Origin of the sequence: Thioalkalivibrio sp., from assembly GCF_041690275.1 — a bacterium.
GTDB lineage: Bacteria > Pseudomonadota > Gammaproteobacteria > Ectothiorhodospirales > Ectothiorhodospiraceae > Thioalkalivibrio.
Genome location: NZ_JAWLHP010000102.1, coordinates 1 through 5118, shown reverse-complemented (window position 1 = coordinate 5118; position 5118 = coordinate 1). Strand labels below are relative to the sequence as shown.

Sequence of the window (5118 nt, the reverse complement as noted above, 5' to 3'; positions counted from 1 at the left end):
GCAGGGCAAAGCGGCGGCCAGCCGCCGCACTCCATACGACGCCTGGGCTTTCATCCTTCGCGCTGGCGTGGATCGCCATGACAGTTAACCCCATCCTTCTGCTTCACAACCGTTCGCGCCGGTCCGGAAACGTGCACGGCGGCAGCTCACATTCGCGCCCCAGCACCATCACCTGGAATCGCTCCCCCATCTCCCCGGGCAGGGTCAGCATGCGCACCTGCTGGGCCAACTGCATGATCTCCCTCGGGTCGTCCTTGCCCGCGACCGACTGTTCGAACAGGGCCGGCAGGCCGGCGCCGAGCAGGAATTCCCCCTGTCCGGCGTAGGCCAGCACATCGAGCCCGGCCGCCGCCGCGCCCTCCGCGACGCCGGTGAAATCCACGCTTGCGGTCAGGTCCATCAGGCCCGGCCAGGCCAGCGGGTCGAGGACCAGCTGCTGCCGGTAATAGCCCACCAGCGTGCCGGTGACCCGTTCCGGCGCGTAGAAGGCCCGGCGCGGATAGCCGTAATCGCCGATCCAGATGATACCCTGCTCCAGCCGCGCGGCCACCGCGCGCAGCCAGGGCCCGACGGCCGGCCGCCACTCGGACACATAACCCTGGGGCCACGGTCCGCAGGCGTCCTGCAGTTCACGCACCGCGGCATCGAGCACTGACGGCGCCGGCCGATCCGTAAAGACGAGACCCGCTTCCGCGGTGCCCACGCCCCGCTGCCAGACCCTCCCGTCCCGCCACGCGAAGACCTCCACCGGCATCGCGTCCAGCACCTCGTTCGCGAGCACCAGCGCGCGCACGGGCTCCTCCGGCAAGCGGTCCAGCCATTCCACGCGCAGCATCCGCTCCGACCCCAGCCGGTTGACGAGGAACGCCTGCTGCCGCTGGCGCAGATCGGGACTGACCTCGAGGATACGGTAGCGCTTCAGGGACACGCCCGCGTCCTCCAGGCCCATGATCACGTCCGCCGCGAGCCGCCCGCTGCCGGCACCGAACTCGAGGATCTCCAGGCCCTCGCGGTCCAGCACCGGTGCAAACCACCGCGCGAGGGTAGCCCCGAACAGCGGCGAGAGCTCGGGCGCGGTCACGAAATCGCCGTCGGCCCCGATCTTGCGCAGCCCGTTCACATAGTAGCCAAGCCCGGGCGCGTAGAGCACCCGCTCCATGTAGCTCGCGAACGGCAGGAACCCGCCGCCTGCGGCGATCTCCGCATGAATACGCGCCAGCAGTTCCGATGACAGCGCCATTGCCTCCGGTTCGGGGGCGGGACCGGGACCCGTGGGGGGTGCTGTGCTAGATTCCGAAGCCTCGACCATCAGCCTGAACCGGAGAGACCCAATTGGCGCAGAGCAACGCCGTGGCCGGCGATGGCCCGGGTCGTGAAGTGGCGTTGATCACGGGCGCGGCGCGCAGGATCGGCGCGGAGATTGCGCGGACCCTGCACCGTGCGGGTGTCAACGTGCTGCTGCATTATCGCGGCTCAAGGGAGGCCGCCGCCACCCTCGCGGCAGAACTGAACGCGCAGCGTGCAGACAGCGCGCTCCTGCTGCAGGCGGATCTGCTGGATCCGCGCGCGCTCGAGGACCTCGGGGAGCGCGCGGCCGCGGCCTACGGGCACCTTGACTATCTGGTCAACAACGCCTCGACCTTCTATCCGACGCCGATCGGCGAGATCACGGGCGAGCAGTGGGAGGATCTGATGGGATCGAACCTGAAGGCGCCGCTGTTCCTGACGCAGGCCTGCGCGCCGGCACTGCGCGCGACCGGCGGCGCCGTGGTCAACATCGTCGACATCCATGCGCAGCGGCCACTGAAGGGCTATCCGCTCTACTCCACGGCAAAGGCCGGCCTCTGGGCGCTGACCCAGGCCTTCGCGCGCGAGCTCGGTCCGGAGGTCCGGGTGAACGGCGTCGCGCCGGGCGCGATCCTGATGCCCGAGTCCGAGGCGAACATGTACAGCCACCACGAGATGGTCGAGCGCACCGCGCTGAAGCGTCAGGGGCACCCGGCCGACATCGCCCGCACCGTGCTGTTTCTGCTGCGCGAGGCGCCCTACATCACCGGGCAGGTGATTCCGGTGGACGGCGGCCGCTCGGCCTCCCAGTAGCGCGGCAACCGGCCCGGGTGCGTTATGCTGATGCGCACGGATCATTCCGGGAGAAGACGATGATCGATTCCAAGAGCTTCGACGACCTCGCCCGCCGCATCACGGAGAGCCTGCCGGAGCCGGTGCGCGCGCTGCGGAAGGACGTGGAACGGCAGGTGCGTTCCACCCTGAACCAGGGCTTCGAGCGCATGGACCTCGTAACCCGCGAGGACTTCGAGGTACAGGTCGCGCTGCTCGAGCGCACCCGCGCCCGGCTGCGCGACCTCGAGGCCCGCGTGGCGGCACTGGAAGGCAGTCCCGCCACGCCCGACCGCGAGGGCTCCGACATCACCTGAACCCCCTCTCCCCCGGGGGAGAGGGTTGGGATGAGGGGTGCGACTGGGCCAAAGGCTCATCCCGCCCTGCCCCGGAGCGCGAAGGAGCAGCAGACAGCAACAGAAGGAGCGGCAAGGATGCCCATCGCCATGATCAACGCGCGCGCCGTCGACGGCATCCGCGCACCCCTGGTCCGGATCGAGACCCATCTCGCGAACGGACTGCCCAGCTTCCAGATCGTCGGCCTGCCCGAGGCGGCGGTGCGCGAGAGCCGCGACCGGGTCCGCGCCGCGATCCAGACCAGCGGCTTCGAGTTCCCGCGGCGCCGCATCACCGTGAACCTCGCACCGGCGGACCTTCCCAAGGACGGCGGGCGCTTCGATCTGGGCATCGCGCTGGGCATCCTCGCCGCCAGCGAGCAGGTCCCGCACACCGCGTTGCCGGGTCGCGAGTTCCTCGGCGAACTCGGGCTCGACGGGCGCCTGCGCGCGGTCGGGAGCGCCCTTCCCGCCAGTCTGGCGGCGCGCGACAGCGGGCACCAGCTGGTGCTCGGCCGTGAGGACGGCCCCGAGGCCGCCCTGGCAGCGGGCGCCGACGTGGCAATGGCCGACCACCTGCTCGAGGTCTGCGCGGCACTGCACGGCCGGGCCGAACTCGAGCCCGCCGCGCCCCCGGAACCGCAGCCGCTCGCCTTCCCGGACCTCGCCGACGTGCGGGGTCAGCGGCAGGCGCGTCGCGCACTGGAGATCGCCGCCGCGGGCGCGCACCACCTGCTGATGATCGGCCCGCCGGGCAGCGGGAAGTCCATGCTCGCCGCGCGCATCCCCGGCATCCTGCCGCCGATGACCGACGCGGAGGCGCTGGAGACGGCAGCGATCCACAGCCTGCGCGGTTCCGACCACCTGCGCCGCAACTGGCGCTGCCGGCCCTTCCGTTCACCGCACCACACCGCCTCGGGCGTCGCGCTGGTCGGCGGCGGCTCCAACCCCCGGCCCGGCGAGATCTCGCTGGCGCACAACGGCGTGCTCTTCCTCGACGAGCTCACGGAGTTCGACCGCCGGGTGCTCGACGTGCTGCGCGAGCCGCTGGAGACCGGCGTGATCCACATCGCGCGCGCCGCGCGCCAGGCGGAATACCCGGCGCGCTTCCAGCTGGTCGGCGCGATGAACCCATGTCCGCAGGGCTTTGACTGCGATCTGGGCGAACGCTGCCAGTGCACGCCGGAGCAGCGCATGCGCCACCGGCGCCGCCTGTCCGCCCCGCTGGTCGACCGCATCGACATCGCGGTGGAGGTGCCGCGGCTGCCGACCACGGAACTGGTGCCGGTCCCGGGGCAGGACGAGGACTCGGGCACGGTCGGAGCGCGCGTCGTCTCGGCCCACCGGATGCAGCAGGCGCGCCAGGGCAGGATGAACAGTCTCCTCGGGGGGCGCGAACTGGACATCCACGCCCCGCTCGGCGACGCGGACCGGGAGCTGCTGGAACGCGCGGTGGAGCGGTTCCGGCTGTCGGCCCGCGCCTACCACCGCATCCTGCGGGTGGCACGAAGCATCGCGGATCTCGCCGGCAGCACCGACATCGCGACCGCACATCTCACCGAGGCGCTCGGCTTCCGCGCGCTCGACCGCTGGCGCCTGGACTAGGCGAAGGCCTCAGAGCGAGGCGATGTACGCGGCCAGATCGGCAATCGCCTCGTCGGACAGTCCCGTCGCCTGCGGCATCATCAGCGCCGAATTCGGACCGACTTCCTCTCCCGAGCGATAGGTAGTCAGACGGTCGGCGATGTAGTCGGCGCTCCGGCCGGAGATCTTCGGGAAGATGCCCGAACCCTCACCCTCGGCGCCGTGGCAGCTGATGCAGGTTGCATAACGGTCCCTGCCGGCATCGACATCGCCGGCCACCGTAGCAGGCTCTGCATCCGCCGCCGCCTCGTCCGCGGCGGCCACCGTCTCAGCATCGTCCATCTCGAGCCCGGCCTCGGCCAGCATGTACTCGACCGTGCCGGTGACCTCCTCATCGGTCAGATTCGGGTTGCCCCCTCGGGCCGGCATCCCCTGGAAGCCGTTGATGGCGTGGGAGACGAGCGTATCGAGGCCTTTCTCGTCGAGGCGCTGCGTCCACTCGTCGGTATCGTCGAGCACCGGCGCGCCCGCGGCCCCGGTGCCGTGGCAGGCGGCGCAGACGGACTGGTACACCTCAGCCGGCGGCTGCGGCTCGCCGGCAGCGGCATCGGGGTCGACGGCCGCGACCTCGACCCGGCCAACCGGGGCGATCCGTTGCTCCACGGCCTCGGTGACGACCGGATCGCGCTCGCCCAGCGCCAGCTGCCCGGCGAAGTTCAGGAGGTGGTACACCAGAAAGGCCACCGCCGCCACCAACACGACGACGGAGAGACCCATGAAGATCTTGTTGCCGGTATCGATCTTGAACTCTTGCTCAGCCACTTTCTTCCTCCGCAATTCTCCCCGGCCGGGGCCTTCGCTCAGTCAGACCGAGCACGCAGCGCAGACCGGGGGCCGAGTATAGGGCATCCCCTACCCCCAGGCCATAACTGCCACTGTGGCCGTCACGGCGCGAATCACTGGACGGTCCCGGGCGTGGGCCGTATCATGTTCTGCTGCAATGCGCCCGTAGCTCAGCTGGATAGAGCGCTGCCCTCCGGAGGCAGAGGTCAGAGGTTCGAATCCTCTCGGGCGCGCCATC

The 5118-nt window shown here is 70.6% G+C and carries 5 protein-coding genes and 1 tRNA gene; 4 read left to right on the top strand and 2 right to left on the bottom strand.

The window, feature by feature from the left end; all coding sequences use genetic code 11:
- Nucleotides 1–103: 103 nt before the first annotated feature.
- Nucleotides 104–1240, bottom strand: coding sequence for a class I SAM-dependent methyltransferase (locus ACESMN_RS13200; RefSeq protein ID WP_373054070.1), 1137 nt, complete (start codon nt 1238–1240; stop codon nt 104–106).
- Nucleotides 1241–1377: 137 nt separating this feature from the next.
- Between ACESMN_RS13200 and ACESMN_RS13195 the strand changes: the two genes are divergently transcribed.
- From ACESMN_RS13195 to ACESMN_RS13185, 3 genes are all read left to right on the top strand, one after another.
- Entirely contained in the window at nt 1378–2100 is a 723-nt protein-coding gene (locus tag ACESMN_RS13195; RefSeq protein ID WP_373054071.1) for a pteridine reductase, read from the top strand.
- Nucleotides 2101–2159: 59 nt separating this feature from the next.
- Nucleotides 2160–2435, top strand: coding sequence for an accessory factor UbiK family protein (locus ACESMN_RS13190; protein ID WP_373054069.1), 276 nt, complete (start codon nt 2160–2162; stop codon nt 2433–2435).
- Nucleotides 2436–2552: 117 nt separating this feature from the next.
- Nucleotides 2553–4058 carry a YifB family Mg chelatase-like AAA ATPase gene (locus ACESMN_RS13185; RefSeq protein WP_373054068.1) on the top strand — a complete coding sequence of 502 codons (1506 nt, stop codon included), beginning with the start codon at nt 2553–2555 and terminating at the stop codon, nt 4056–4058.
- 9 nt (nt 4059–4067) lie between these two features.
- On the opposite strand, the gene ACESMN_RS13180 is transcribed toward ACESMN_RS13185, so the two are convergent.
- Nucleotides 4068–4859, bottom strand: coding sequence for a c-type cytochrome (locus ACESMN_RS13180; protein WP_373054067.1), 792 nt, complete (start codon nt 4857–4859; stop codon nt 4068–4070).
- 180 nt (nt 4860–5039) lie between these two features.
- Between ACESMN_RS13180 and ACESMN_RS13175 the strand changes: the two genes are divergently transcribed.
- Nucleotides 5040–5116: transfer RNA gene (locus ACESMN_RS13175), tRNA-Arg, on the top strand.
- Nucleotides 5117–5118: the final 2 nt, after the last annotated feature.